At 71.1% G+C, this 24,338-nt stretch carries 23 protein-coding genes; 6 read left to right on the forward strand and 17 right to left on the reverse strand.

What is annotated here, in order from left to right:
• Positions 1-102: 102 nt before the first annotated feature.
• The 4 genes from ACWDR3_RS32850 to ACWDR3_RS32865 form a co-directional block, all read right to left on the reverse strand.
• A complete protein-coding gene (locus tag ACWDR3_RS32850) occupies positions 103-2,124 on the reverse strand; it encodes a cell wall-binding repeat-containing protein (protein WP_450356194.1) in 2,022 nt (673 codons plus the stop codon).
• Positions 2,125-2,327: 203 nt separating this feature from the next.
• Complete coding sequence (locus ACWDR3_RS32855) at positions 2,328-3,554, reverse strand: RNA polymerase sigma factor (protein WP_450356229.1); 1,227 nt, start codon at positions 3,552-3,554, stop codon at positions 2,328-2,330.
• A 218-nt stretch (positions 3,555-3,772) separates the two neighbouring features.
• Positions 3,773-4,129, reverse strand: coding sequence for a YciI family protein (locus tag ACWDR3_RS32860; protein ID WP_450356195.1), 357 nt, complete (start codon positions 4,127-4,129; stop codon positions 3,773-3,775).
• 44 nt (positions 4,130-4,173) lie between these two features.
• The gene (locus ACWDR3_RS32865) at positions 4,174-5,682 is read right to left on the reverse strand and encodes an MFS transporter (protein WP_450356196.1); all 1,509 of its coding nucleotides are present in this window, start codon (positions 5,680-5,682) and stop codon (positions 4,174-4,176) included.
• Between the two features lie 96 nt (positions 5,683-5,778).
• Between ACWDR3_RS32865 and ACWDR3_RS32870 the strand changes: the two genes are divergently transcribed.
• Positions 5,779-6,465 carry a TetR/AcrR family transcriptional regulator gene (locus ACWDR3_RS32870; RefSeq protein ID WP_450356197.1) on the forward strand — a complete coding sequence of 229 codons (687 nt, stop codon included), beginning with the start codon at positions 5,779-5,781 and terminating at the stop codon, positions 6,463-6,465.
• Here the strand turns inward: ACWDR3_RS32870 and ACWDR3_RS32875 are convergent.
• The 4 genes from ACWDR3_RS32875 to ACWDR3_RS32890 all read right to left on the reverse strand — a co-directional run bounded on the left by ACWDR3_RS32875 (position 6,462) and on the right by ACWDR3_RS32890 (position 13,582).
• Positions 6,462-9,773 (reverse strand): hypothetical protein, encoded by a 3,312-nt coding sequence (locus ACWDR3_RS32875; RefSeq protein WP_450356198.1) that lies wholly within the window; start codon positions 9,771-9,773, stop codon positions 6,462-6,464. The two genes, ACWDR3_RS32870 and ACWDR3_RS32875, sit on opposite strands and share 4 nt — an antisense overlap.
• Before the next feature lie 107 nt (positions 9,774-9,880).
• Positions 9,881-10,933, reverse strand: a complete 1,053-nt coding sequence (locus ACWDR3_RS32880; RefSeq protein ID WP_450356199.1) for an LCP family protein — start codon at positions 10,931-10,933, stop codon at positions 9,881-9,883.
• A 138-nt stretch (positions 10,934-11,071) separates the two neighbouring features.
• A complete protein-coding gene (locus ACWDR3_RS32885) occupies positions 11,072-12,430 on the reverse strand; it encodes an endo-1,4-beta-xylanase (protein ID WP_450356200.1) in 1,359 nt (452 codons plus the stop codon).
• Positions 12,431-12,511: 81 nt separating this feature from the next.
• Positions 12,512-13,582, reverse strand: coding sequence for a LacI family DNA-binding transcriptional regulator (locus tag ACWDR3_RS32890; protein WP_450356201.1), 1,071 nt, complete (start codon positions 13,580-13,582; stop codon positions 12,512-12,514).
• A 133-nt stretch (positions 13,583-13,715) separates the two neighbouring features.
• Here ACWDR3_RS32890 and ACWDR3_RS32895 point away from each other — a divergent pair, with 133 nt between their 5' ends.
• A complete protein-coding gene (locus ACWDR3_RS32895; protein WP_450356202.1) occupies positions 13,716-16,040 on the forward strand; it encodes a beta-xylosidase/alpha-l-arabinosidase in 2,325 nt (774 codons plus the stop codon).
• On the opposite strand, the gene ACWDR3_RS32900 is transcribed toward ACWDR3_RS32895, so the two are convergent.
• Positions 15,959-16,168: a DUF397 domain-containing protein gene (locus tag ACWDR3_RS32900; RefSeq protein WP_450356203.1), complete on the reverse strand. Its 210-nt coding sequence runs from the start codon at positions 16,166-16,168 to the stop codon at positions 15,959-15,961. The genes ACWDR3_RS32895 and ACWDR3_RS32900 overlap by 82 nt on opposite strands.
• The gene (locus ACWDR3_RS32905; RefSeq protein ID WP_450356204.1) at positions 16,165-16,998 is read right to left on the reverse strand and encodes a helix-turn-helix domain-containing protein; all 834 of its coding nucleotides are present in this window, start codon (positions 16,996-16,998) and stop codon (positions 16,165-16,167) included. Before ACWDR3_RS32905 ends, ACWDR3_RS32900 begins: the two co-directional genes overlap by 4 nt.
• An 86-nt stretch (positions 16,999-17,084) precedes the next feature.
• Here ACWDR3_RS32905 and ACWDR3_RS32910 point away from each other — a divergent pair, with 86 nt between their 5' ends.
• The 3 genes from ACWDR3_RS32910 (at position 17,085) to ACWDR3_RS32920 (ending at position 19,003) form a co-directional block, all read left to right on the forward strand.
• Positions 17,085-17,759 (forward strand): DUF998 domain-containing protein, encoded by a 675-nt coding sequence (locus ACWDR3_RS32910; RefSeq protein WP_450356205.1) that lies wholly within the window; start codon positions 17,085-17,087, stop codon positions 17,757-17,759.
• Positions 17,756-18,394, forward strand: coding sequence for a TetR/AcrR family transcriptional regulator (locus ACWDR3_RS32915; protein ID WP_450356206.1), 639 nt, complete (start codon positions 17,756-17,758; stop codon positions 18,392-18,394). Before ACWDR3_RS32910 ends, ACWDR3_RS32915 begins: the two co-directional genes overlap by 4 nt.
• Positions 18,395-18,490: 96 nt before the next feature.
• Positions 18,491-19,003: a hypothetical protein gene (locus ACWDR3_RS32920; RefSeq protein ID WP_450356207.1), complete on the forward strand. Its 513-nt coding sequence runs from the start codon at positions 18,491-18,493 to the stop codon at positions 19,001-19,003.
• Here the strand turns inward: ACWDR3_RS32920 and ACWDR3_RS32925 are convergent.
• The 4 genes from ACWDR3_RS32925 to tsaB are packed head-to-tail and all read right to left on the reverse strand — an operon-like array spanning position 18,954 to position 21,469.
• Positions 18,954-19,211 (reverse strand): hypothetical protein, encoded by a 258-nt coding sequence (locus tag ACWDR3_RS32925; protein ID WP_450356208.1) that lies wholly within the window; start codon positions 19,209-19,211, stop codon positions 18,954-18,956. The genes ACWDR3_RS32920 and ACWDR3_RS32925 overlap by 50 nt on opposite strands.
• Positions 19,208-20,311 (reverse strand): tRNA (adenosine(37)-N6)-threonylcarbamoyltransferase complex transferase subunit TsaD, encoded by a 1,104-nt coding sequence (tsaD, locus tag ACWDR3_RS32930; protein ID WP_450356209.1) that lies wholly within the window; start codon positions 20,309-20,311, stop codon positions 19,208-19,210. Before tsaD ends, ACWDR3_RS32925 begins: the two co-directional genes overlap by 4 nt.
• A complete protein-coding gene (rimI, locus tag ACWDR3_RS32935; protein WP_450356210.1) occupies positions 20,304-20,813 on the reverse strand; it encodes a ribosomal protein S18-alanine N-acetyltransferase in 510 nt (169 codons plus the stop codon). Before rimI ends, tsaD begins: the two co-directional genes overlap by 8 nt.
• On the reverse strand, positions 20,810-21,469 hold the full coding sequence (gene tsaB, locus ACWDR3_RS32940; RefSeq protein ID WP_450356211.1) for a tRNA (adenosine(37)-N6)-threonylcarbamoyltransferase complex dimerization subunit type 1 TsaB: 660 nt from the start codon (positions 21,467-21,469) through the stop codon (positions 20,810-20,812). The genes rimI and tsaB overlap by 4 nt, the downstream gene beginning before the upstream one ends.
• 218 nt (positions 21,470-21,687) lie before the next feature.
• On the opposite strand from tsaB, the gene ACWDR3_RS32945 reads away from it, so the two are divergent.
• The gene (locus ACWDR3_RS32945; protein WP_450356212.1) at positions 21,688-22,245 is read left to right on the forward strand and encodes a hypothetical protein; all 558 of its coding nucleotides are present in this window, start codon (positions 21,688-21,690) and stop codon (positions 22,243-22,245) included.
• Between the two features lie 21 nt (positions 22,246-22,266).
• Here ACWDR3_RS32945 and ACWDR3_RS32950 read toward each other — a convergent pair whose 3' ends face one another.
• The 3 genes from ACWDR3_RS32950 to ACWDR3_RS32960 form a co-directional block, all read right to left on the reverse strand.
• The gene (locus tag ACWDR3_RS32950) at positions 22,267-22,440 is read right to left on the reverse strand and encodes a hypothetical protein (RefSeq protein ID WP_450356213.1); all 174 of its coding nucleotides are present in this window, start codon (positions 22,438-22,440) and stop codon (positions 22,267-22,269) included.
• A gap of 153 nt (positions 22,441-22,593) precedes the next feature.
• Positions 22,594-23,106, reverse strand: coding sequence for a tRNA (adenosine(37)-N6)-threonylcarbamoyltransferase complex ATPase subunit type 1 TsaE (gene tsaE, locus ACWDR3_RS32955; protein WP_450356214.1), 513 nt, complete (start codon positions 23,104-23,106; stop codon positions 22,594-22,596).
• Positions 23,072-24,322, reverse strand: a complete 1,251-nt coding sequence (locus tag ACWDR3_RS32960; RefSeq protein WP_450356215.1) for an alpha/beta fold hydrolase — start codon at positions 24,320-24,322, stop codon at positions 23,072-23,074. The genes tsaE and ACWDR3_RS32960 overlap by 35 nt, the downstream gene beginning before the upstream one ends.
• Between the last annotated feature and the right edge of the window lie 16 nt (positions 24,323-24,338).

The following is a 24,338-nucleotide window of genomic DNA, read 5'->3' on the forward strand; positions in this document are numbered from 1 at the left end:
CGTCCAGTCGCCGGCGGGGAGGTCGACGTGGACCGGGCCGGACGCGGGGCCGCCGCCGACCATGTTGGTCGGCGCCCCCGCACAGGCGTAACTACCGCCGTTTTACTGGTGCTTGGCCGTCCTGAGCGAGCCCAGGTGCGGATCGGCCGTCACCGGGCCGGACTTGGCCGGAGCGGCGACGGGACCGGCGGTGTCCGCGCGCAGTGACTGCGCGCTCGCGGGCGCGACTCCGTTGTAGAACGGCGTGTACGTGAACTGGCTGCCGTTCGCGCTCATCGCGGCGCCGGCCGTGTTCAACGAGCCCGCCGTGACCGAGGCCGTGGGCCCGAAGGCGACCGCCAGCTGCGTGCCCGCGGACTCGCGGAGCAGGTAGCTCTTGGGGTCGGCGGACAGGTCGGGGCGCGAGGTCCACACGAGCGGCGCGTAGATGTTCATCGCCGCGCCCGCCGAGACACCGTCGCGCCAGGCGCCGGTGTAGGCGAACGCCACCTGGCTGGGCACGGTCCACCAGAACTTGGCGAGGGCCACCGAGAGGCCTTCGCTGGTGCCCGAGGTGACCGGGTAGTAGTAGTACGTCGACGGCCACTTGGAGAACGAGGTGTGCGTCAGCGCGTACTTCGCGTCCGACCCGACCGGGATGACCATGGTCTTGTCGGGGTTCACGCTGTTGAGGTACGACTTCACCGCCGCCGTCAGCTTCTTGCCGTTGCTGAGGACGAAGGTGGCCGTGCTCGCGGTGCCGTCGGAGCCGGCCGCGGAGGCCGCCGGGAGGGCCGCCTTGTAGTCGGTGCCGCTGGCCAGGAACACGTACTTCGGGGCGGTGGTGACCGCCTTGGCCACCTTGACCGAGGTCTCGTAACGGTCCACGCCGGACAGCCGCTTGGGCACGTAGCCGAGCGCCTTGAGCTGGGTGGAGACGTTGTTGGTGAGGATCGAGGTGCCGCCGAGCATCCAGACGGACGCGCCCTTCTTCAGGGTGCGCTTGAGCTCGTTCTTCACCGCCGTCGAAAGACCCGTCTTCGGGGTCATCAGCACCGGGCCCTGCTTCTTGCCGGCCAGCGCGGGCGCGGTGAGCGAGTACGCCGCGTCGTCCCGGTTGATCAGCACCGCGGTCTTGGCGTTCAGCAGGCCGGACGAGCTGGTGCCGACGGTGTTCCAGCTCCAGCGGGAGGCGGCGATCGCGGTGGCGTAGCTGTCGCTGCCCCAGACGCGGGCGGTGTTGTTCTTGCGCAGCGGCTGCCAGCTGGGGTTGCTGCCGTGCGCGCCGCCGGGAACCACGGTGAGGGCGCCGTCGGCCACGGCGGCGTACTCGGTGGTGTGCGTGTCGACGCCGTTCGCCGAGGCGTGCACGTCGAAGACGATCCGGGTGCCGGTGGGCGACCAGGACGGGTTGGCGTAGGAACGGGCGTCGGTGGTCAGCTGCTTGACGTCGGTGCCGTCGGCCTTCGCCGTGAAGATCTGCCCGTCGCGGACGAAGGCCAGCTTGGTGCCGTCCGGCGAGTAGGCGGGCTGCTGGGCGTTGGTCAGGACGCGCTTGACCGTGTTCGTGGACCCCGTGTAGACGTACACGCCCGGAGCGCTTGAGCAGTTGCCGGTACGACGCTCGAAGGCGACGAGCCCGGCGGTGTTCACCGTCGGCTCGGTGTCGCAGACCGAGGCCGGCTCAAGGGAGCTGGACAGCAGCGGGGCCGGGGCGTAGGAGCCGTCGGAGGGGCCGTAGGCGAGCTGGCCGCCGGTGGCGAAGGCCACGTACCGGCCGCCCCACCCGAAGGTCAGGTCCGTGTAGGTGGCGCTGGAGCGCATGCCCTCGGCCCGGGGCAGGGTGATCTTCGTGGTGCCGCCGGTGCGGACGCTGGTGATCGTCTGCCCGTTGACGACGGCGAAGCGGCTGCCGTCGGGTGCCCAGGCCGCGTACTCCCCCGAGCCTGCGCCCGGGACGGCGGTGGCCGCGCCGGTGGCCGGGTCGACCAGCCACGGTCCGTCGGTCAGGATCCTGCCCTCGGTGCCCGGCCAGGGCCCGGCGTCGTCGGCGACGGCGCCCGGCGCGGTGGCCAGGGTCCCTACGGCGGCCAGGGCCGCCGCGGTGGCGAGCGCCGCGACATGGCGGCGCGTGAACGGTCTCAAGTTGTCGTCTCCCCCACGGAGCGGATGACGTGACGCAGATCAGGTCATCCAGTCGAAATCCAGTCGAATGGTGCCGCGCGCGGCCGGGTCGGCGTCTGTCCCCCAGGCGATCACACAGCCGATGCTCAGCGGCCGGATCACTGTAGTGCTCAACGAGGTGGGAGGGGAACAGAGTTACGAGTAAACAGTCGGGGGGTTCCAGGTCAAGAACGGCACTTCTCGGCCCGCCCCAGCAGCATCTCCCGCTCCCGCTCGTTGCGCGCGAGCCCCGCCGCCCGCACGAACTCCTCTCGCGCCTCCGCCGTACGCCCGAGCCGCTCCAGCAGGTCGCCGCGGACGCTGGGCAGCAAGTGGTAGTCCTTCAGGGCGGGTTGGTCGGCCACGGCATCGACGATCGCGAGCCCCTCGCCCGGCCCCCGGTCCATCGCCACGGCGACCGCGCGGTTGAGTTCGACGACGGGCGAGGGCGCACGGGCGGCAAGGAGCCCGTAGAGCGTGGCGATCGTGCGCCAGTCGGTCTCCTCGTAGGTGTAGGCGTGGGCGTGGCAGGCGGCGATGGCGGCCTGGAGGGCGTACGGGCCGGGGGCGCCGGTGGAGGTGGCATCGGCGCGGCCCAAGGCGGTGATGCCGCGGGCGATCAGCATGCGGTTCCAGCGGCGGCGGTTCTGGTCCGCGAGCAGGACGGGCTCGCCGTTCGGGCCGGTGCGGGCGGCGGTGCGGGACGCCTGGAACTCCAACAGCGAGGTCAGCGCGTGCACTTCGGGCTCCTTCGGCATCAGCCCGGACAGCACGCGGGCAAGGCGCAGGGCGTCCTCGCACAGCGCCGGGCGCAGCCAGTCGTCGCCGGCGGTGGCCGCGTACCCCTCGTTGAAGATCAGGTAGATGACGTCGAGTACGGAGCCCAGCCGGGCCGCGCGCTCGGGGCCGTAGGGCACCTCGAAGTCGACGTTCCTCGTGGCGAGGGTGCGTTTGGCGCGGACGATGCGCTGGGCGACCGTCGGTTCGGGGGTGAGGAAGGCGCGGGCGATCTCGGCGGTGGTCAGGCCGCCGAGCAGGCGCAGGGTGAGGGCGATGCGGGCCTCGGCGGACAGCACGGGGTGGCAGGCGGTGAAGACGAGCCTGAGCAGGTCGTCGTCGATGTCCTCCGGGTCGGCCGGCTCCTCGGGCGGCGCGGTGGTCTCCAGGTCGCGGCCGATCTCCTGGAGCTTGCGGGCGTAGTTCTCCCGGCGCCGGATGAGGTCGACGGCGCGGTGGCGGGCGGTGGCCATGAGCCAGGCGCCCGGGTTGTCCGGCACGCCGTCCCGCGGCCACTGCTCCAGGGCGGCGACCAGCGCGTCCTGGGCGAGCTCCTCGGCGATCCCGACGTCACGGACGATACGGGCGACGCCGGCGATGATGCGGGGGGATTCGATACGGAAGACGGTGTCGATGGCGTGACCGGGGTCGACGGGGTCGGCCGACGACGGCCGGTCGTGGGACTGCCGGTCGACGGGGTCGGCCGACGACGGCTGGTCGTGGGACTGTCGGTCGACGGGTTGCTGTCGGTCGTCGGACGGTCGGCCGGGGGGCTGTGGGCTCACAGCCCCCCATTCGACACCCGGACCGGCGCAGGACCAAGGACGACCGGCATACGGACGAGGGCGGCCGCTCAGCCCTCCATGATCTCCCGCACCTCGCAGGTCACCGTCCAGAACTCCTCGTGCACCTTCAGGAACCGCTTCGTCCACTCCAGGGCCTCGGCGCGGTCCTTGCACTGCATGATCGCGTAGCCGCCGACGACCTCCTTGGACTCGGTGAAGGGTCCGTCGGTGACGCTGATCTCGCCGTTCTCCCAGTGCACCTTCGTGCCCTGCGCGGACGGGGTGAGACCGGCGGTGTCGAGCATCACGCCGGCCTTGGTGACCTCCTCGATCAGCTCGCCCATGCGCTGCATCAGCTCGGGGCTGGGGCCCTCGGCGGGGGCGGTCTTCTCGTCGATCTGCACAAGCGACAGGTAGCGGGGCATGGTGCCCTCCTCATTCGATGCGGGGCCGGGTCCTTCCCGGCCTCTCACCCCTGCGTCGATCGGGATCCGGCCGGATCGACACGGTCGCCGGAATTCTTCGAAGTTTTTTCTCCGGAGTACGTTTCCGCAGGCCGGGCCGCTTTCCCGTACAGCAGTCCACCCGCGAGCGCACCGAAGGCCAGCAGCCCGGCGGCCACCCAGTACGCGGCCGAGAACCCGTCGACGAGCCCTTGGGCCCCGCCCGCTCCACCGCCGACGCTCGCCGCGACCGTGACCTGTACGCCGAGCCCCACGGCTCCGCCGACCTGGCGCGAGGTGTTGAGCAGCCCGGATGCCATGCCGGTCTCCGCCGGGTCGACCCCGGCCGTGGCCGCCGTACCGAGGGGCACGAAGCACAGCCCGATGCCGAGGCTGGCGACGAGGGACGGACCGAGGACGGTGGCCAGGAAGCCGCCGTCGACCGCGAGGGCCGCCGCGAACCAGGCGATCCCCGCCGCCGCGAGCAGCCCGCCCGTCACCAGCAGAGCCCGGGGCCCGACCCGCGCGACCGTCTTCGCGGCGACCACCGAGGCGACCACGATCCCGACGCAGAACGGCAGGAAGGCACTGCCGGTGGCGGTAGCCCCGTACCCGAGGACCTGTTGCAGATAGAGGGAGGTGAAGTAGAAGGCGGCGAACTGGCCGGCCGTCATCATCAGCGCGAAGACGTTCGCCGCGAGCACCGGACCGCCCCTGAGCAGCCCGAGCCGCAACAACGGCTGCCGTACCCGCCGCTCGGCCACGGCGAAGGCGGCGAGCAGAAGGGCGGCACCACCCAGGGCCACCTCGGTCTGCCAGGCGGTCCAGCCGTAGGCCTCGGTGCGCACCAGGCCGAGGACGAGCAGGGTGGTCCCGGCGGTGACGAGGAACGCCCCGACCAGATCCAGCCGCGGCCTGGGTCCTTCGGACCGACGGTCGGCGGGTACGGCGGTACGCGCGAGGGCGAGTACGGCGATCACGACCGGCACGTTGACGAGCATGACGGCACGCCAGCCGGCCCAGTCGGTGAGCAGCCCGCCGGCCAGTACACCGACGGCACCGCCGGCCGCACCGGCGGCGCCCCACAGGCCGAGGGCGCGCGAACGGGCGCTGCCCGCCGGGTAGTTGACGGTGATGAGAGTGAGCGCGACCGGCGCGAGTGCGGCGGCCCCGACGCCCTGCACCGCCCGGCAGGCGATCAACTGCCCCGGCGCCTGCGCGAGTCCGCCCGCGAGACTCGCGGCCCCGAAGACCGCGAACCCGGCGATCAGCGTCCGCCGCCGCCCCACGACGTCGGCGAGCCGCCCACCGAGCATCAACAGCCCGCCGAAGGTGAGGGCGTAGGCGTTCACGACCCAGGACAACGAGTCCCCGCCGAACCCCAGGCCGGTCCCCATGTCCGGCAGGGCGACGTTGACGACGGACATGTCGAGGGAGACCAGGAACTGCACGGTCAGCAGCACCGGCAGCAACCAACGGGAGGTGCGTGTCTGTGATGTGCATGTTTGTGATGTGCGCGTCTGCGAATCCACCATGCTCAGCAGATTAATATACGCGTACAGAAATTAGCCAGGGGGAGGCCGGGCCGGATGCGGAGGGGCGCTGGAAACCGGCCGCGAGAGAATGCACCCGTGGGAGACGAACCAAGCCCAGAGGTCCCGGTGGTACGCAAGCGCAGCGTCGGCCGGCCGCGCCGCATCGAGGCGGACCAGATCGTGGCGGTGGCCCGGCGCATCCTCCAGGAGGAGGGCGTCGAGGCGGTCTCCATGCGCCGGGTCGCCAAGGAGGTGGGCGCCACCCCGATGGCGCTCTACCACCACGTACGCGACAAGGACGAGCTGCTGATGCTCACGCTGTCGGGGATGGCGGCATCGATCCCACGCCCGGTGCTTCCGGAGGACCCGCGCGAACGGATCGTCACGGTCGCGCTCCACACCTACACGGGCATCAGCCAGTTCAGCTGGATCGTCGACGTCCTGGGCCTCGGCGACCTCACCGACCGCAGCGCGCTGTGGATCCCGGAAGCGATCATCGGCGCGGCGGTGGAATGCGGGTTGTCTCCGACGGAGGCGGTCCACGCGTACCGCACCGTCTGGTACGTCATCTACGGCGCCCTCGTCTTCCACCGCGCGGAGGAACGCCGGGCCGCCGACCCGGGTCGCCGGCCGTTCATGTCCGCCCTTGTCACGGAGGAGGACGCCGGGGAGTTTCCGCATCTGGCGGTGGTGGCGGGGCGGTGGGAGGAGATCACCGGGGGGTGGGACGTGGAGGGGCAACTTCGGGGCGTGGTACGGGGGTTGCTGGCACCGCGGGACTAGCCGACGCCGTCCCAGAGGCGGACCGTGCCGTCCTCGCTCGCCGTCGCGAGGAGGGTGCCGTCGGAGCTGAAGCTCATGGAGGTGACCCGGTTCATGTGGCCGTGCAGGGTCTTGATGCGGGACGGGGTTCCGTCGGTGGACCACAGCTCGACGGTGCCGTCGGTGCGACTCTCGTAGTCCTTGTCGGTGACGCCGGCGAAAGCGAGGACGGGTTTCTTCGGGTGGAAGGCCGCGGCAGAGGAGCCGGACAGCCCTCGATCGGTCCGGTACCAGTCGCCCCCGAGGCCCAGCCGCCACATTTCGCTGTGGGGCGACGACACGAAGAGGCAGTCGTCGTACGGGCTGGCGAACACTCCGGGTTGGTTGTTGCTGTAGTTGTCGTACTGCACGGGGGTGAAGAGCGTGCGGCCCTTTTTCTCGTACGGCGGCGGGAGGGCGACGATGTGGCCGGCCTGGAGCACCAGCTCTCCCGCCCGCAGGAAGGCCAGGGCGCTGGCCCCCTCCACCTCGTCGTCCTGGCGGGTCAGCTTGTGCCGGAGGCCGTCGGGTCCGATGTGGCCCACGAAGTAGCCGGACAGGCTTGTGTCGGAGGCCGTGTAGGTGCCGGCCAGGTAGCCGCCCGAGGGGCGGAACACTAGGGAGTCGACGCCCAGCGTCCGCCAGCGACTCAGCAGGACCGGAGTCCGCGGCCGGACGTCCCAGAGCTCCAGTGCCTCCTTGCACCCGACGGCCAGGAATCTCGTGCCTGTCGGGTCGAACGTCAGGCAGTTCACGTCGGGGAGCGATTTCTTCCAGCCGGGCCGGGTCAGACGGTAGGGGTCGCCGAGGAGCCGCCGTCCGGGGAGCGCGTTGCCCCACCAGATCCGGCCGTCGCCCGTCGCCCACACCAGTTCGTGCGTGCCCGGGCGGAACGCCACAGCGGACAGGTGGTGCTTGTCGGGTTCCGTGAAGACCGCTCTGCTCTCGTCCCGGTGATGCGCCAGCACCACGCCCGTACCGGCGCAGGCGGCGGCCAGTCCCGCCGCCAGCACGACCCGACGGCGCACACTCTCCGGCTCGTTCCTCCGTGGCATCGGCGAAGACCGGTCGCGGGCCTGCTGTCCCGCGAGGGCTTCCTGGAGCCGGATGTGCCGGAACTGGTAGGTGCCGCCGGACTGGCGGAGGATCTCCCGTCGCCGGGCGTCGGTCAGGAACGCCATCAGCCGCCAGGGCAGCCGGCCTCTCAGGGCGAGCCACCAGCGGACCACGACGAAGCGCGGCCAGGCCCGGGTGAGCACGACGAACACGGCGAACAGCGTCCCCGGCAGCAGCAGCGGCAAGGCCACCCCAAGGCGGCCCACGCCGTACGTGTGGCCCGTGCTGTGCCACTCCGCCCGGGTGTAGTCGCCCAGGCCGGCGTTTCCCGGCCAGCCCGGCCAGCCGCTCGCCCAGCGGAACAGGACTCCGCCCGCGAGCAGGCCCACCCGCAGTCCGTACATGGCCGTCACACCGAAGATCGCACCGGCAAGGACCGCCCCTGCCACAGCCGAACGCCGGTCCTGAGCAACCGAGTTGGCGGGACTGACCTGGACGGCCCGGGACGGCGGAGCGTTGAGCCAGCCGTGCGCGGCCAGCGCCAGCCCGGTCACGACGCTCAGCGCGGCACACACGGCGAGCAGCTTGGCGAGCGCCTCGGCGCTCTGCAGTGTCCCCGGCCCGAGCGTCAGACTCAGTACGGTCACCAGCATCACGCCCACGGCCACGGGGACGACGAACGCGGCGCTCAGGACCGCGCCGTTGCGGAACCCGCGCCGCAGCCTCAGCCCGGACCCGCTCAGGGACCACGACAGCCGTCCCGGCAGCGGACTGCCCGCCGCGTACCAGAGGATGGAGGCGATCAGGCCGAACAGCGCCGCGGACAACAGCGCCACACCCACGATCGCGCCGAACGGCCCGAATTCGTCGGGTCCCATGACCGTGCCCCACCCCACCGCGACGCACGCGAGCAGCAGTCCCGTGCCGAACGCGACGACCGGTCCCGCCCACCCGGGCAGCAGCCGCGCACCCAGCAGCCACCACACCAGATCACGCTCCTGGTGCTCGTGCAGATAGCGGGCGAGGAACGTCAGCCAGCGCCGCGCCTGTTCGGGAGTCCACCGGGCACGGTCGTGCTCGCTCCCGGGCACCCCGGGATCGGGCGCGTACGCCGCCTCGACCACCTGGCGCGTCAGATGGTCCTCGACCGCGTACCGGCAGTCGAACCGCTCCTCGTCCAGCAGTTCGACGGGGTCGCGGCCGCCTCCCCGGTACACCAGGCGGGCCGTCGTCACCATCAGCGGCGTCGACAGGGCCTCCGCCACCGGCCCCTGGGGCTCGGCGCGCAGCCGGCCGAAGACGCCGTCCCAGCCGACGCCGTCCGGCCAGTCGAGGTCACCGAGGTAGCCGATGACGTCGGCGGGCGGCACCGGCAGCACCTCCACCACGGGCGCCCGTCTCAGGCGTGGGGCCCCGCCCCGGATCAGCTCCTCGTACTCGACGGCACGACAGGTCACGACGACGGGACGTTCCACGCCGATCGCCTGGTTGATGCCGCGGATCGCGCCCCGGCGGGCGGATTCCGGGATCTCGTCCAGGCCGTCGAGCACCGGGAGCAGCAGACCGTGGGCGAACAGGAGGCGCGGGATCTCCGGGTCGCCGCCGTAGTACGGGACCGCGAGGGTACGGACGATCCAGTCGTCCAACGGCTCGCGCAGCGGATCCCAGGACGAGACGGGGAGCAGCACCGGGACGCGCGTCCCCGGATCGCGGGAGGCCAGCAGCCCGAGGGTCAGCAGCAGCGCCAGGACCGTCTTGCCCGCCCCGGGTTCACCGATGACGACGAGCCTGCCCTGCTCCAACCGCCCGTAGCCGTCGGCGAGTCGGCTGACGGCACGGTCGAAGTCCCCGTCCAGCCTGCCGTCCAGCCGCACGCGCACCACCCGCCCGCCGGCGGTCGCCGCACGCGGCTCGTCCGCGACCTCCCGGCCGGTCGTCTCCCAGGCGATCGGCAGCACCCTCGGATCGCGCAGCCGCCGGGCCTCCGCCTCGTCGAGCCACTGCGCTCCGACCGAGCGGGCGAGGTCGTCGGCGTACGCGGCGGGATCGAGCGGAGACGGCTCCTCCCGGAAGAAGTCGACCAGGGCCAGGACCAGGGAGGCGATGCCGATGAACAGCCCGCCCACCGCGGCGACATGGTCGGACGCTCCGCCGAGGAGCATCCACACCGCAAGGCCGGTCGACCCCGCCCCGACGGCGGTGAAGAGGCCGACGCGGACGAGACGCCGACGCATACCCGCCCGTCGCAACGGCCCCCGAAGCACGAATCCAGTATGGGCGTGCGCCGCCCGGCCGGCTCATGCCTTGCGCGGACCATTCCCCCTACGCAGACCGTGGCCTCTCACCTCAACGACTCCCACAACTCCCCCGCCGCCGGCTCCTTGGCCACCACCCGATTGGAGTCCGACGGCGCAGGCACCACCGGCATCATCACCGTCTTCAGTTCGCTCACCGGCAGACTCTTCAAGCTCTGGCCCAGCCGCATCAGTTCGCTCAGCGAGTTCAGGCCCGTGTCCGTCGTCAGGCTGTCCGTCACCGCGTCGGCGACCTCGTAGAGCTTGGCCGGGTTGGTGAGGAGGTTGGTCGACGAGATCTGGGTCAACAGGGCCTTCACCAGCTTCTGTTGGAGGCCTATGCGGCCCAGGTCGCTGCCGTCGCCTATGCCGTGTCGGGTGCGGGCCAGCGCCAGCGCCTGCGTGCCGTTCAGGTGGTGCGTGCCCGCCTTCAGGTGCAGGTGGCTGTCGTCGTCGTTGATGTCCTCGTCGGTCGTGACGGTGACCCCGCCCAGCGCGTTGACCAGCTTCGCGAAGCCCGCGAAGTCGATCTCTATGTAGTGGTCCATGCGGACGTTCGTGATCGACTCGACCGTCTTGACCGCGCACACCGGCCCGCCGACCGAATAGGCGCTGTTGAACATCGAGTTGTACGCCACCGACGTCGAACTCCCGGAGGAGAGAGGGCAGGACGGGCGGGTGACCAGCGTGTCGCGCGGGATGCTCACCACCGTCGCGCTGGTCCGGCCCGCGTCGATGTGCACGACCATCGCTGTGTCGGAGCGGGCGCCGGAGCTGTCACCCCCGCCGAGTTCCTGGTTCTCCTTGCCGCTGCGCGAGTCCGAGCCCAGGACCAGGATGTTCACGGCACCGGTGGGCAACGGGGACGCCGACGCGCTCGCCGAGGCGGACGGGGTGGTGACCCCCGGGGCCGGGCGGTCGTCGCCGAGCGCGCTGTTGATGTCGACGCTCTTGATGTTGTTGTTGAGGTGCCAGTACGCCCAGCCGGCCGCCGCCACGGTCAGCACCAGCACGCCCGCGAGAGCGAGGCCGACGGCCTTCAACACGCTCGACCGCCGGCCCGTTCGTCTGACCTCGTCGCCGCTCTCGTCTCCCGTCACGGAAGGAACGTAAGTCCGAATTATTAGGAGACTGTTAGGGCGAGCGTCTCAGGACGGTTTTCTTCGGAAAATCTCACATTCTCAGACATCCCCAAGACCCCGCTCAGCCCAAGAGCCCCAGGAACCCCAAAAACCCGCTCAGGCCAGTGTCACCACCGGCACCGGATTGCTCCCGCTCCACGACCCGTTGAACCCGAACGTCACCGAGCCCCCGTCCGGCACCGACCCGTTGTACGAGGCGTTCGCGCAGGACACGGCCGCGCCCGACTGCGTGCAGACCGCGTTCCAGGCCTGCGTGACCTGCTGGCCCGCCCCGAAGGTCCAGTTCGCGTGCCAGGAGGAGAGGGCGGCACCGGAGCAGGCGATCTTCACCTGGCCCGTGAACCCGGTGTTCCACTGGCTGGTCACCGAGTAGGTCGCCGCGCACGCGCCCGTCGGCGGAGTCGTCGTGCCCCCGCCCAGCGCCTCCGCGATCGCGTAGTACGCCGGTTTCGGCGCGTAGTTCTCGTCGTACGGTGTCGCCGCCCCGTACCCCGGGAACGTGCCCGGCACCCAGGAGTCGGAGTCGGTGAAGCCCCAGACGGTGACGTTGACGCAGCGGGTGACGGCCACGCACGCGGCGACCACCGCCTTGTAGTCGGCGGCCTGTTGGGCGAGTTTCGCGCTGTCCGCCGGCAGCACCATCCGTACGTCCAGCTCCGTGATCGCCACGTCGACGCCGAGGTCGGCGAAGCGCTGAATGTTCTGCTGGAGGGTGGCCGGGACCTGGCCGAGGATGAGGTGGGCCTGGAGGCCGACGCCGTCGATCGGAACGCCCGCCGCCTTCAGGGACTTGACCAGGTTGTACAGGGCAGTCGACTTCGCGTTGACGCCCTCGACGTTGTAGTCGTTGATGTACAGCTTGGCGGCCGGGTCGGCCGCGCGGGCCCAAGTCAGCGCCTGCGCTATGTAGTTGGCGCCGAGGCCGTTGTACCAGAGCGTCGAGCGGTAGCTGCCGTCCTCGTTGAACGGCTCGTTGACCACGTCCCAGGCCGCGATCTTGCCCTTGTAGCGGCCGACCTCGGTGTTGATGTGGTTCTGGAGGAGGGTGCCGAGCTGGGCCGACGTCCACGTGCCGTTCGTCAGCCAGCTCGGGTTCTGGCTGTGCCAGACCAGGGTGTGGCCGCGTACCTGCTGGTTGTGGGCCTGCGCGAAGGCGACGATCTGGTCGGCCTCCGCCCAGTTGAAGGAGCCCTGGGTCGGCTCGACCGACCCCCACTTCATGGCGTTGCCGGGCGTGAGCGCGCTGAACTGCGCCCCCGCGATGTCGCCGTACGACCCGGTCAGCTTGGAGCCGGTGACCGCCGTACCGACGACCTTGCCCTTCGCGGCGGCCAGATCGCGCAGCGGGGTGTCGGCCGCATGCGCCACGGGCGCGGTGAACAACATCGCGGCGCCGACCACAACTGCCGCCAGTGATAAGCCCGTTCCCGGTAAGCCTGTTCTCAGAGATCTCATGCGGGTGCCTCCGAAAGTTTCGGTCAATGAACCGATTGGCTTCGGAGGAGTGTGGGCGCGCCCGCACCACCCGTCAATACGTCACCTTCCGGCCACCGGCGGCGCCCCCGTGCTGCTGCGCACCACCAGGCTCGTCGCCAGCTCCACCCGCGTGGCCACCGGCGGCTGGTCCTCGCGCCCCAGGTCGAGGACCAGCTTGCCCGCCGCCTCGGCCATCTCCATCAACGGCTGCCGTACGGTCGTCAGCGGCGGCCCCACCCAGCGGGCGACCGGCAGATCGTCGAAGCCGACCACGCTCAGGTCCTCCGGGATGCGCAGCCCCAACTCCCGCGCGGCTTCGTAGAGTCCGAGCGCCTGGAGGTCGTTGAGGGCGAAGACGGCGGTCGGGCGGTCCGGGCGGCGCAGCAGTTCCAGTCCCTGCCGGTAGCCGGCCTCGTGGTGGAAGTCGCCGGTCGCGATCAGCGCCGGGTCGACCGGCAGGCCCGCGGTCTCCAGCGCGGCCCGGTAGCCGTCCACCCGCGCGCGGCTGCACATCATGCGGGTCGGACCGGTGATCGCGCCGATGCGGGTGTGGCCGAGATCGATCAGGTGCCGGGTGGCGGCCAGGCCGCCCTGCCAGTTGGTGGCACCGATCGAGGGCACGTCGACACCCGGGTCACCGGCCGGGTCCATCACCACGAACGGGATGGAGCGGCTGGTCAGCAGGGCACGCTGGGACTCGTCGAGACCGGACAGTACGAGGATCACGCCGTGCGGCCGGCGGGCGGCGACCTGGTCGGCCCAGGTCCGCCCCGGCGTCAGCCGCCCCGCGCTCTCACTGAGCACCACGCTCAGACCGTTCTCCCGGGCCACGTTCTCCACGCCCCGGATGACCTCCATCGCCCAGGCGCTCTCCAGTTCGTGGAAGACCAGGTCGATCAGCGGCGAGCGGCTGGCCTCGGCGCGGCGGCGCCGGTAGCCGTGCGCGCGCAGCAGGTCCTCGACGCGGCTGCGGGTGGCCGGGGCCACATCCGCACGTCCGTTGAGGACCTTCGAAACAGTCGGCGCGGACACGCCCGCCTCGCGGGCGATCTCCGCGAGGGTCGCGGTCTGCGAGGACCGGCCTGTCGTCGGCGTAGCCGTCCGGGTTTCCACGGGCTCCGGGGGTGTCATGGCGGCGATCGTATCCCTGCGCGACCTCTTGACGAACCCCTCACACCGCCCTAGGTTCCCGGAACATTCGATATATGCGTCGAAACATTCGCGAGAGGGTCAGCCACACCCCCTCGACCAGAGCAGGAGTTTCATGACCACCGCCCCCTGGCGTGACCCCGCCCTGCCCGCCGCCGCCCGCGTCGAGGACCTCCTCTCCCGGATGACGCTCCAGGAGAAGACCGCCCAGCTGTACGGCGTCTGGGTGGGCGCCGCCACGGACGGCGACGGAGTCGCGCCCCTGCAGAGCGAGATGACCGCCGCCTACGACTGGGACGAGTTGATCACCCACGGTCTGGGCCAGCTCACCCGCTCCTTCGGCACCGCCCCCGTCGAACCGGCCCTCGGCGCACAGGCGTTGGCCCGCGCCCAGCACCGGATCGCGGCGGCGGGCCGCTTCGGCATCCCGGCGATCGCCCACGAGGAGTGCCTGGCCGGCTTCACCGCCTGGGGCGCCACCGCCTACCCCGTCCCCCTGGCCTGGGGCGCCACCTTCGACCCGCCCCTGGTCGAGGACATGGCCCGCGCCATCGGCCACGACCTGCGCGCGGCCGGCGTCCACCAGGGCCTCGCCCCCGTCCTGGACGTCGTGCGCGACCCGCGCTGGGGCCGGGTCGAGGAGACCATCGGCGAGGACCCGTACCTGGTCGGGACGGTCGGCGCGGCCTACGTCCGGGGCCTTGAGTCGGCCGGGATCATCGCCACCCTCAAGCACTTCGCCGGGTACGCCTCCTCGGCGGGCGCCCGCAATCTCGCCCCCGTGCGCGCGGGCGTCCGCGAGTTCGCGGACATCACCCTGCCGCCCTTCGAACTGGCCCTGCGCGAGGGCGGCGCGCGGTCGGTGATGGCCGCGTACACCGACACGGACGGCGTCCCGGCGTCGGCGGACCCGGGGTTGCTGACCCAACTCCTGCGCGAGGAGTGGGAGTTCACGGGCACGGTGGTCGCCGACTACTTCGGCATCGGCTTCCTCCAGACCCTGCACCGGGTGGCGGGCACCCCGGCGGAGGCGGCGCACGCGGCGCTGTCGGCGGGGATCGACGTGGAGCTGCCGACGCTGAAGTGCTACGGGGAGCCGCTGCTGGACGCGGTGCGGGCGGGTGAGGTGCCCGAGACCCTCGTCGACCGGGCGGCGCACCGAGTCCTGCTGCAGAAGTGCGAGTTGGGGCTGCTGGACGAGGACTGGAGCCCGGAGCCGAGGGAGACGATCGACCTCGACTCGACCGCCAACCGCGCGATCGCCCGCCGACTGGCCGAGGAGTCGGTGGTGCTGCTGGACAACCCGGACGGCATCCTGCCGCTCTCCCCCGACACCCGGATCGCGGTGGTGGGCCCCCGAGCCGCCGACTCCCTGGCCATGCTCGGCTGTTACTCCTTCCCGTCCCACGTGCTCACCCACCACCCCGAGGTGCCGATGGGCATCGAGATCCCGACCGTCCTGGAGGCGCTGCGGGCCGAACTCCCCGACGCCAAGGTGACGTTCGCCGAGGGCTGCGGGGTGTCCGACCCGGACGACTCGGGGTTCACGGAGGCGGTGGCCCGCACGTCGGAGGCGGACGTGTGCGTGGCGGTGCTCGGCGACCGGGCGGGCCTGTTCGGCCGGGGCACATCCGGCGAGGGCTGCGATGTGGCGGACCTGCAACTCCCCGGCATCCAAGGTGACTTGCTGGACGCGCTGGTCGCGACGGGGGTCCCGGTCGTACTGGTCCTGCTGACCGGCCGCCCCTACGCGTTGGGCCGCTGGCACGGCCAACTCGCCGCCGTAGTGCAGGCGTTCTTCCCGGGGGAGGAGGGCGGCCCGGCAGTCACGGGGGTGCTGTCGGGCCGCGTCAACCCGTCCGGGCGGCTGCCGGTGAGCGTCCCGCGCGTCCCGGGCGGCCAGCCGTGGACCTACCTCCAGCCGCCCCTCGGCCTGGCCGGCGAGGTCAGCAACCTCGACCCGACCCCGCTGTATGCCTTCGGCGAGGGGCGGTCCTACACGACGTTCGCCTGGGAGGACTTCACCGGCGGCTCCGCCCAGGAGATCGGCACGGACGGTACGTACGATCTCGCGCTGACCGTCCGGAACGCCGGGGAGCGGGCGGGGGCGGAGGTCGTCCAGCTGTACCTGCACGACCCGGTCGCCTCGGTGACTCGCCCTGACGTCCGGCTGATCGGCTACCAGCGCGTGGAGTTGGAGCCGGGTGAGTCGCGCCGGGTGACGTTCCAGTTCCACGCGGACCTGTCGGCGTTCACGGATCGGCGGGGGGTCCGGGTGGTGGAGCCGGGTGCGCTGGAGCTACGGCTCGGCGCGTCCAGCGCGGACATCCGGCATACGGCGCGCATTCAACTCACGGGTCAGCTAAGGGAGTTGGATGCTTCCCGGGTACTGCGGTGTGCGACGAAGGTGGACCAAGCGGCGGGGCCGACGGTGAGGTGAGCGCGGGTGCGGTCTTTGGTGTCGCGGATGTGGATGGTGGCGGGGGTGACGGCTACTTCTATGCAGTTGTCGCCCTGAGCGCTGCTGTAGCTGGACTTGAACCAGGCCAGTTCGGTGATGCCGTTCATAGCTCTCCTCTGATCCGCTCCAGCAGGCTCACCGAGTCCAGGGGGCTGAGAGCCTGTGAGCGGAGTGTCGCATAACGGCGGTGCAGCATGGCAGCGTCTTTTGGGTCGGAGATCAACTGACCCGTCAACTGGCCTTCCGAGTAGGCGAGATGCTTACCATCCGGAGTCTCCAGCAGGGCTAGGGGACCCTCCAGGCCCGCATGCGCCGCGCTCTCCGTCAGCATGATCTGGATCTCCACGTTGCGGAGTTGGGCGCACTCCAGCATGTGGTCCAGTTGCGTTCGAACAACCTCGACACCTCCCAAGTGCCGCCGCACGATGTGCTCGTCCACGACGAAGCTGAACGACGTGTTGGGGCGCTCACGCAACATCTGCTGCCGCTCCATGCGAGCCGCCGCCCTTGCCTCCACTTGCTCGTCCGACAACGGCGGAATGCTGTTCACGAACACCGCTCGCGCGTACGGCTCGGACTGCAACAGCCCCGGAATCAACCGGCATTCATAGGTGGCCAGACTCACCGCCTCCTGTTCCAGCGCAGCCCACCGCCGGAACCACGCCGCAAACCCCGGTTGCCGCCCCACCCGCCCGAACGCCTTCCGCAACGCACCCGTGTTGCCAAGTGCCGGTTCCGCCATCTCCACGAACTGCTCGTCCGCCAACCTCCTCCCCAACTCAATGGACGCGATGGAGTGCTTGGACAGATGAACCCGCTCCCCCAACTCCTCCCGACTCATGCCCGCATGCTCCCGCAGCCCCTGCACGAACGCCCCGAACGTCCTCATGCTGTCCGACGCCTCGGGTTCCCCACCTACCTCGATGCCACCGCTCATGCACTCAGGGTGACGAATCTCAGCCCACCCCGCACCCATATCCCGTAAGCGGATAGATTCATCCACTTACTGCTACCGTGGATCCCATGACACAGAAAAGAACCTGGCTGTCGCTGGGAGCCGTCGTCCTGGTCGTGAACGCTCTCCAGTGGGTCATATCGGAGGCCGTCGCCGCCGGCGCGTGGAAGAACCCCTCCTACCGCTACGCGTACAACTACATAAGCGACCTGGGCGTACCCGACTGCGGTGTGGAGTTCCAGGGCCGGGACATCTGCTCGCCGTCGCACGACGTGATGAACACGTCGTTCATGGCGCAGGGGGTCCTGTTCGCGATCGGCGTGCTGCTGCTGGCCCGCATGCTGGAGGGCCGGACGCGTCGGATCGTGTCGACGCTCGCGGTCGCGCACGGCGTGGGGTTCGTGATGGTCGGGATCTTCCACGGCTCACCGGAGGGTGCGTCGTACGTGCTCGCCCTGCACCTCGTGGGCGCGCTGATCGGCATCGTGTGCGCGAACACGTTGGCGATCATGGCCGGTCGGCTCAAGAGCCTGGACCTGCCGAAGCCGTACCGCGTCTTCAGCGTGACGGTCGGTGTCCTCGGCCTGGTGAGTGAGCTGGGCGTGGGGATCTCGACGAGCACCGCCGGGGCGTTCGAGCGCGGCGGGGTCTACTCGTTCCTGCTCTGGAGCGTCGTGACAGGCGCACTGGTGCTGGCCAGGAACCTGCGCCGGCCGGCCGTCGTGGAGAATGCCTTGGTGTGAGCGAGGACAGACAACGCCCCCTGCGCGCGGACGCGGAACGCAACCGGCGGCTGATCATGGACACGGCCGAGCGGATGTTCGCGGAGCGGGGCGCGGTGGCCACGCTCAACGAGATCGCCCATGAGGCCGGCGTCGGGGTCGGCACGGTGTACCGCCGCTTCCCGGACCTCGCGTCCCTGATGAACGCCCTGTTCGCGGAGCGGTTCAGCACGTTTCTCCAACTCGCTGAGACAGCAGCGGAGTTGGCGGAGGCCGGGGAGGCGCTGCGGCACTACCTCGTGGAGGCGGCGCGCCGACGGGCCGGTGACCCGGCGCTGGACGTGATCCTCGCCCACGCGGACCTGGAGGTGGCGCCGGCCGCCGGGATGCGTGACGAACTCGGCCGCCGGGTGGACGCCCTGGTGGAACGGGCCGTGGCGGCGGGCGCGGTCCGCGAGGGCTTCGCCAGCACCGACGTGTACGCCTACCTGTACATGATCGGTGCCGTCGCCGACCGCACCCGTGACGTCGCGGCGGACGCCTGGCTCCGCTATGTCGACGTCCTGCTGAGAGGCTTCGGCCTGGAACCGGCATCGGCGATGCGACAGCCCGCGATGACGGACGCGCAGATCCTGAGCACCTGGCCGAAGCCCTGAGCGGTCCGGCGCCGCGCCGGTACAACGCTGGTCGAACCGGGCTCCCTGGAACTACCGTTGATGAGATCCAGTACACGGGGGACACGGGGGAACGTGATGGGCAGGTACGTACATCAGGAGTTGCTGGCCGCGCTGGCGATGCTGGCCGGTATCGCCGTCGGCGTGGCGGTGGAGGTCGGCGTACGGGACGAGGAGCCGATGTCGGGCCGCGGCGTGGCCGTGACGGCCGCGTTCGCGGTCGCCTACCTCGTCGCGACGGCGCTGCTCAGGTCGAGCCGGCTCAAGTGGATCGGAAAGGTGAGGGAGTTCGACGCCGCGGTGCCGCGGCCGGGCGCCGACACGCCGGCCGACCGCGTCTACTACGTGCGGATGCTCGTGCTGTTCGTGCTCGCCGCCGTGTTCAGCTCGTACCTCGGGTTCGCGGTGTTCATCCCCCTGATGCTGGCCCTGAACTGGCTCATCCAGGGTGTGGTGGCCGCCCGTTGGGAGCGCCGGAACGGCAAGGTGCTGTGGCGCGGGTACAGCAGGGACGAGCCCTGGAAGCTGTCGTACACGTCCGCTAGTCCGTCCCCAGTGACTCGAACCGCCACCGATGGACCGGCCGCGTGACCAACTCACCGTCCGGCTCCGGGAGTTCGGGCAGCTCGGCGTCGTAGGCCGCGTCCCACCACGTGATGACGAGGACGCGGTCCTGCGGGCCGCGGAAGGACTCCCGGCGCAGGGGTGTCAGGGGCAGCTCCAACTCCCGCGCCCAGGCGAGCAGTTCGGCGCCCCGGCCCTCGACCGCCCGCGCCTCCCACATCAACGCGACGGTCATGAGTACAGGTTGTCCTTGCTGACCTCGTGCACGTGGTCATGATGGTGGTGACCCGGCACATGCGTCTCGGTCACCGGCAGCGAGGAGTCCGCCGACAGATCCCAGTCGGAGGCGGCCCTGTTCCGCGCGACCATCTCCGCACCCAGCGCGGCGACCATCGCCCCGTTGTCCGTGCACAACTTCGGCCGTGGCACCCGGAGTCGGATGCCGGCGGCCTCGCAGCGCTCCTGCGCCAGCGCCCGCAGCCGCGAGTTGGCGGCCACGCCACCGCCGATCATCAGGTGGTCGACGCCCTCGTCCTTGCAGGCCCGTACCGCCTTGCGGGTCAGCACGTCGACGACCGCCTCCTGGAAGGACGCCGATACGTCCCGCACCGGCACGTCCTCACCGGCCGCCCGCTTGGCCTCGATCCAGCGGGCCACGGACGTCTTGAGCCCGGAGAAGGAGAAGTCGTACGCGGGATCGCGCGGACCGGTGAGCCCGCGCGGGAACGTGATCGCGTTCGGGTCCCCCTCCTTCGCGTACCGGTCGATGACCGGGCCGCCGGGGAAGCCGAGGTTGAGCACACGGGCGATCTTGTCGAAGGCCTCGCCCGCCGCGTCGTCGATGGTCGCGCCCAGGGGTCGTACATCCGACGTGATGTCGGTCGACAGGAGCAGCGAGGAGTGGCCGCCGGAGACCAGCAGGGCCATCGTCGGCTCGGGCAGCGGGCCGTGCTCCAGCTGGTCCACGCAGATGTGGGAGGCCAGGTGGTTGACGCCGTAGAGGGGCTTGCCGAGCGCGTAGGCGTACGCCTTCGCGGCGGTGACGCCGACCAGGAGGGCGCCCGCGAGTCCGGGTCCTGCGGTGACCGAGATGCCGTCCAGGTCCTTCGCGCTCACCCCCGCCTCCTTCAGCGCGCGCTCGATCGTCGGCACCATCGCCTCCAGGTGCGCCCGGGAGGCGACCTCGGGGACGACACCGCCGAAGCGGGCGTGCTCGTCGACGCTGGAGGCGATGGCATCGGCGAGCAGAGTGGTGCCGCGGACGATGCCGACGCCGGTCTCGTCGCAGGAGGTCTCGATGCCGAGGACGAGCGGCTCGTCCCGGGTGTCAGCCATTGATCTCGGTTCCTCGCACTGAAGTCGTGGGGTCGGTCAGACGCATCACCAGCGCGTCCACGTTGCCGGGCTGGTAGTAGCCGCGGCGGAATCCGATGGCCTCGAAGCCGAAGCGCTCGTACAGCTTCTGGGCGCGGATGTTGTCGATCCGGCACTCCAGCATCACTTCGGCGCACTCGAAAGCCGTGGCCGCGCGCAGCAGTTCGGTGAGGATCTGTCCGCCGAGGCCGGTGCCCCAGTGGTCGCGGGCGACCGCGATGGTCTGGACGTCACCGAGGTCACCGGAGGCGGCGAGGCCCCCGTACCCGATCAGCCGGCCGGAGCCGTCCTCGGCGACGACGTAACGGCGGGTCGCCTCGGCGCCGCGCGCGTGGGCCAGTTCGGACCAGAACATGCCCCGGGACCAGGTGTCCTCGGGGAAGAGTTCCTTCTCCAGCTCCAGCACGGAGTCGATGTCCCACCAGCGCATCTCGCGCAGTCGCGGGGTAGCGGGTGTGGTCACTTGGGGGTGACCACCTTGTAGTTCTTGGGGACCTGGGCATCGGGCCGGCGCAGATACAGCGGCCGGGGCGGGGGCAGTTCCTCGCCGGCCGCCAGTCTCTCGGCGGCCAGCGACGCCAGCGCGGCGGCCGACACGTGCTCCGGCTCGTGCGCCTGCGGGAAGGTGTCCGGGTACAGCAGCGCGCCCGCGCCGACGGCCGGCATCCCGGCCACCCGCTCCGCGATGTCGGCGGGCCGGTCGACGGCGGGGTCGGTCAGCCGGGTGCGGGAGTCGGCGTACGTCGCCCAGTAGACCTCTTTGCGCCGGGCGTCGGTCGCGACGACGAAGGGCTGCCCCGCCCCGACATCGGCGGCGTACGCGAGACCGTCCAGCGTGCACAGTCCGTGCACGGGGACGCCGAGCGCGAGCCCGAACGTGTCGGCGGTCATCAGCCCGACGCGCAGTCCCGTGTACGGACCGGGCCCGATCCCTACGACGATCCCGGTGACGGCGTCGAGCCTCAGCCCGACGTCGGCGAGCACACGGTCGACGGCCGGCAGCAGCAGCTCCCCGTGCCGACGCGCGTCCACCTGGCTCGACGAGGCGATGACGTCCGTGCCGTCGTGCAGCGCGACGGTGACGGCGGGGGTGGCGGTATCCAGAGCGAGCAAGAGCACACAAACAGCCTACGGCTCCCCACGCCCCCTGTCGGACGTCCCGCCACCACGCCCTCATTCACACAGCGGGTGTGCCCCAAAGGGCTGTGAGCGGGTGAGCCGCCGGGCACCCGAACGGACCGGCGACGACTCGGGCACGGCGGCCCGGACCTGCGGACGTTCACTGCTACGGTCGCCGGGAACCGCGACGGACGACGTGATGACTGAGGTGGGCGACGGTGGCAGGCGGCAGCTCCGGGTTCGTGCTGGGACTCACCACGGCGGCGCTCGCGTCGGTCGGTTTCCTCGCCTACCAGGCGTCCGCGAGCGTCCCGGCCGACCTTTCGGGACCGCACGAGAGCGGCAAGCCCTCGGTGGCCGCCTCGAAGGCGCCCCGCGACAAGAAGAACCCCGTGGCCCTGCCCGCCGGCTCCGGCAAGAGCGAGCGGGTCGTGTACTCGATCGACGACGACCGGGTGTGGCTGGTCGGCGCGCACGACACGGTCCGCCGTACCTTCAAGGTCACCCCGGGCACCATCGACCCGTCCCTGGGCCGCTACACGGTCACGTCCCGTTCGAACGCCATCACCGGAACGGACGGCACCCCCATCGAACACGTGGTGCGCTTCGCCTCGGCGGACGGCGTGGCCATCGGCTTCAGCGCGGCCGTGGAGAACCCGAAGTCCCCGTCCCCCGGCGCGAGCGTGCGCACGGGCGGCATCCGCGAGTCCCGCGCGGACGGCGACGCGATGTGGGAGTTCGCGACGATCGGCGAGCCGGTCGTGGTGATCCCCTGAGAAGGCGGATCCCCTGAGGGGTCAGGCTGCCTTGGGGTGCTCGGCCGGCGGCTGCGCCACCTCGGGGTCCGGCAGACGCGGCGGGGTGGAGACGGCCCGCGCGGCGGCGCACGAGGCCAGCAGGTCCCGCATGGACACCCCGGACGCTCGGTGCGCGGGCACCTCGTCCCGTTCCACTCGTTCTGTGACCGACATGGACGCCTCCTGATCTCGGGGGCGGGCGTAGTTAGGCACACCTAACTAGCGATTGAGTACCATGTGACCACGTACAAGACGCCAAACGCAATATCTTGCCGACGCGTTGTCGGAACCTTCATCAAAACCGACCATCGGTGACCGGCCGGACGCTCAGGCGGACAGCACGCTCAGGTCGGCGGCAGCCCACCGCTCCCCCAGCCCCGTCACCGTCACGTGCCGTACCTCGTCCGTCGTGTCCCCGACGGCCCGGTGGATGACGACGTTGAGCCGGTCGTCGGTCAGCTCCTCGACCTTGCCCTCGCCCCACTCCACGACGATCACCGAGTCGGACAGCGAGACGTCGAGGTCCAGGTCCTCCATCTCGTCGAGCCCGCCGCCCAGGCGGTACGCGTCGACGTGGACCAGCGGCGGCCCCTCGCCCAGCGAGGGGTGCACGCGCGCGATCACGAACGTCGGCGAGGTGACCGCGCCCCGCACCCCGAGGCCCTCGCCGAGCCCTCGGGTGAGCGTCGTCTTGCCCGCGCCGAGCTCCCCGTTGAGCATCACGAGGTCACCGGCGCGCAGCAGTTTCGCCAGCCGGCGGCCCAACTCCCGCATCTGGTCGGGGGAGGTGACGGTCAGTTCGGTCTCAGCCCGGCTGTGCGGTGCCGCTGGTGCTTCCATAGCCACCCACGGTAGCTCCTGCCGGTACGGCGCCCGCACGGGTCAGCAGGTCCGCGAGCCGGTCCGTGACCACCTCCGGGTGCTCCAGCATGACCAGGTGCCCGGCGTCCGGAACGAGCACCAGTTCGGCGTCCGGCAGCAGGTCGGCGATGGCCTCGCTGTGCTCGCTGGGCGTGACGAGGTCCTTGACCCCGGCGAGCACCAGCACCGGCAGATCCTTGAAGTGGGCCAGCGCCAGCGTCTTGTCGTGGTCGGTGAACGCCGGGTAGAACTCGGCGACCACGTCGATCGGCGTGGACTCGATCATCCGCTCCGCGAACCGCTCGACCGCCGGGTCGACGTCCCGGGTCGCGAACGAGTACCGCTTGATGATCCCGGCGAAGAGATCGGCCGTGGCCCGCCGCCCCTTCTCCACCAGCGCCGCCTGCGTCCCGAGCGCCTTCAGCACGCCCGGCAGGATCCGCCGCACCGCGTTGACCCCGGCCACCGGCAGCCCGAAGTTGACCTCGCCGAGCCGACCGGACGACGTACCGATGAGCGCGACACCGAGCACGCGGTCGCGGATCAGGTCGGGGTACTGGTCGGCCAGGGCCATCACCGTCATCCCGCCCATGGAGTGGCCGACCAGCACGATCGGCCCCTCGGGCACGGCCGCGTCCAGCACGGCCTTCAGATCGCGGCCCAGCTCGTCGATGGTGACCGGCACGCCGTCCTGGTGCTGCCGCACGCCCCGCCCGGACCGGCCGTGGCTGCGCTGGTCCCAGTACACGGCGCGGACGACACCGCGCAGGGCAGCCCGCTGGAAGTGCCAGGAGTCCTGGCTGAGGCAGTAGCCGTGGCTGAAGACGACGGTGACGGGAGCGGGCGCCTTGCGGCCGAACAGCCGGCGCCGGCGCGGACCGATCGACGGCACGGCCTCGGGGTCGACGTCGTCGACCTCGTAGTACAGCTCGGTGCCGTCCTCGGCGTACGCCCTGCCGGGCATGCCGCGCAGCCCGCCGTACGGTCCCGTCGAGTCGAGCGCGAGCTTGGCCTTCTGGCGCATGCCGCGGCCGACCGTCAGCCGCTCGATGGCGACACCGGCCGCCGCGCCCGCCGCGATCACGCCTATCGCGGCGCCCGCGATCCCGGTCGCCCTGCGCCAGTTGCCGCCCGCCGCCGTGGCGGAGGCTACGGCTGCGACGGCCTCGACGGCCTCCGCACTGCTCTCGCTCACGTGTATCGCTCCTCTT

Source organism: Streptomyces sp. NPDC001002, from assembly GCF_053599215.1.

What these genes read in the sequence shown, in the direction of transcription:
- ACWDR3_RS32920 (WP_450356207.1), top strand. Translation starts at nt 18,491, where the DNA reads ATGGGCAGGTACGTACATCAGGAGTTGCTGGCCGCGCTGGCGATGCTG.
- ACWDR3_RS32950 (WP_450356213.1), bottom strand. Translation starts at nt 22,440, where the DNA reads ATGTCGGTCACAGAACGAGTGGAACGGGACGAGGTGCCCGCGCACCGA.
- tsaD (WP_450356209.1), bottom strand. Translation starts at nt 20,311, where the DNA reads ATGGCTGACACCCGGGACGAGCCGCTCGTCCTCGGCATCGAGACCTCC.
- tsaE (WP_450356214.1), bottom strand. Translation starts at nt 23,106, where the DNA reads ATGGAAGCACCAGCGGCACCGCACAGCCGGGCTGAGACCGAACTGACC.
- ACWDR3_RS32925 (WP_450356208.1), bottom strand. Translation starts at nt 19,211, where the DNA reads ATGACCGTCGCGTTGATGTGGGAGGCGCGGGCGGTCGAGGGCCGGGGC.
- ACWDR3_RS32900 (WP_450356203.1), bottom strand. Translation starts at nt 16,168, where the DNA reads ATGAACGGCATCACCGAACTGGCCTGGTTCAAGTCCAGCTACAGCAGC.
- ACWDR3_RS32860 (WP_450356195.1), bottom strand. Translation starts at nt 4,129, where the DNA reads ATGCCCCGCTACCTGTCGCTTGTGCAGATCGACGAGAAGACCGCCCCC.
- ACWDR3_RS32910 (WP_450356205.1), top strand. Translation starts at nt 17,085, where the DNA reads ATGACACAGAAAAGAACCTGGCTGTCGCTGGGAGCCGTCGTCCTGGTC.
- ACWDR3_RS32875 (WP_450356198.1), bottom strand. Translation starts at nt 9,773, where the DNA reads ATGCGTCGGCGTCTCGTCCGCGTCGGCCTCTTCACCGCCGTCGGGGCG.
- ACWDR3_RS32905 (WP_450356204.1), bottom strand. Translation starts at nt 16,998, where the DNA reads ATGAGCGGTGGCATCGAGGTAGGTGGGGAACCCGAGGCGTCGGACAGC.
- ACWDR3_RS32885 (WP_450356200.1), bottom strand. Translation starts at nt 12,430, where the DNA reads ATGAGATCTCTGAGAACAGGCTTACCGGGAACGGGCTTATCACTGGCG.
- ACWDR3_RS32865 (WP_450356196.1), bottom strand. Translation starts at nt 5,682, where the DNA reads ATGGTGGATTCGCAGACGCGCACATCACAAACATGCACATCACAGACA.
- ACWDR3_RS32895 (WP_450356202.1), top strand. Translation starts at nt 13,716, where the DNA reads ATGACCACCGCCCCCTGGCGTGACCCCGCCCTGCCCGCCGCCGCCCGC.
- ACWDR3_RS32890 (WP_450356201.1), bottom strand. Translation starts at nt 13,582, where the DNA reads ATGACACCCCCGGAGCCCGTGGAAACCCGGACGGCTACGCCGACGACA.